General features: G+C 61.6%; 2 protein-coding genes. One reads left to right on the top strand and one right to left on the bottom strand.

Annotated features, from left to right (window positions below; translation table 11 throughout):
- The first annotated feature begins 343 nt into the window (after positions 1 to 343).
- Entirely contained in the window at positions 344 to 505 is a 162-nt protein-coding gene (locus tag IAE77_RS00010) for a hypothetical protein (RefSeq protein WP_294219599.1), read from the top strand.
- 29 nt (positions 506 to 534) lie between these two features.
- Here IAE77_RS00010 and IAE77_RS00005 read toward each other — a convergent pair.
- A partial coding sequence (locus tag IAE77_RS00005) for a CorA family divalent cation transporter (RefSeq protein ID WP_294219598.1) occupies positions 535 to 1,558 on the bottom strand: 1,024 nt, incomplete at its 5' end.

Below are 1,558 nucleotides of genomic sequence, written 5' to 3'. Positions count from 1 at the left end.
CACGCTGCCCGGCTGCGGCGCCGTCCAGGGCAGCGCGACGCCGTCGCGGCTGGCTTCGGCGTAGAAGCTGTCGTCGACGATGTTGCCGATCCCGTCGAAGCCCATGCTGCTGTAGCTGCTGGCCGTGCCCGCGCCTGCCGACCCACAGGCCAGGGCGGCGGTGACGGCCAGAGCCATGGCGGATGCGCGGACGGCGGTGCGGCGGTGCGTGCTCATTGGAACTCCCTTTCAAGGACAGAAACTTCAATCATCATTTAGCACGTATCTCCGCCCAAGTCGACCTTCGTCAACCGGGAATTTCCGCCCGAATTTCCCCAGCACCCCGCAAACCCGCCTCCCTTGCATGACAGAGGCCCGCAAAACGCCTGTCTCTTGGCGGTTTGCGGGCCTCAGGCCTGTGCGCTCCGGTCACAAGGCGCGTGTGCCGGCGGAGCTCAACCGCCTCGACAAGCAATCCCTGCTGCGTGTGTTCGAGCTGGAATGGGGACGGGTGCAGACGCCCTGATCAGCTTCGACTTGGGCACTCCTGGTGCCTCATCGTACCGGCCTGGTCCGCTTGCGGAAGATGTTCTCGGCGGCCACGGACTTGGAGCGGGGTGACAAGCGCTCATCGGCGAGCGCATCGAGAAAGTCCGACAGGCGTTTGGACTTGAGTATCACGTAGAGGGCCAGCATCACCGAAGGTACACCCACTATCAGGAAGAAGATGAGCTTCATGCCCCACGTGGCGTCGGCTTCAGCGATCAGGTTCATCCCCAGGAATCCGCTGGTCACGGTCGCCATCATGCCGAATATGGTGGAAACGGTCAGGCGGACCATCGAGTTCGACTGGCGGCGCAAGGTGTCGCTGTCGAGATAGCTGCTCATGTCCTGAATCTCCTCGCGTACCTCGTTGAAGAGATCATCGGTGCCCAGATTCTCGGTGCACATGTGAAAAAGATCCCGTGCCTGCGCCTGATCGGAGACATCGTGGAACCAGTAACGGTGGGTGAAGCGCAGAAAGATCTCAAAGGTGTGCCGGATGAGACGCTTGAAATTTCTGACGCTGTCGGCATTCTGGATGTCCAGATCGTTCAAGGCGATCACCAGACGGTCGGAGAGCATCAGCAGCGCTGCGCGATGAAAGTGCGCGATCAGGAAGAGCAGAAAATACTGATGCCGGAACTGGCCGAGCATGCCGGTTTCGCGGTCGACGAATGCAGCTTTCCTCGCGCTGCCGACCGCGATCAGGATCCGCCCGCTGCAGATGAAGCGGGTATTCATCTCGTCGCCCTCCCTGGACCAATGGCGGTCATAGCAGTGGCGGCGTTCGAAGCGCAGCAGGTGGCGCTCGGAATATGGCAGGACATCGGGTTTGCCCGGCGCCGCAGCCAATCCCAGGCGTACGAAGTCGGCCCGCGTCAGGACGTGAGGATCGTCCAGCGCGATGTATGCCATCAGCGGCATGCGGTGGAATTCGATCTGCCGGTAGCGTATCAGCCCCGGTTCCCCCGAGTAATGCATTGCCATTGGCTTCAGAAGGAACTCCCAGTGCGAGGCGATGTAAGGCGAGCGATAC

The organism is Prosthecobacter sp. (assembly GCF_014879935.1).
In the GTDB taxonomy this organism is placed as follows: Bacteria; Verrucomicrobiota; Verrucomicrobiia; order Verrucomicrobiales; family Verrucomicrobiaceae; genus Prosthecobacter.
The sequence above is the reverse complement of the archived record's forward strand: the minus strand, read 5'-3'. Positions and strand labels throughout refer to the sequence as shown.

What these genes read in the sequence shown, in the direction of transcription:
- IAE77_RS00010 (WP_294219599.1), top strand. Translation starts at nt 344, where the DNA reads ATGACAGAGGCCCGCAAAACGCCTGTCTCTTGGCGGTTTGCGGGCCTC.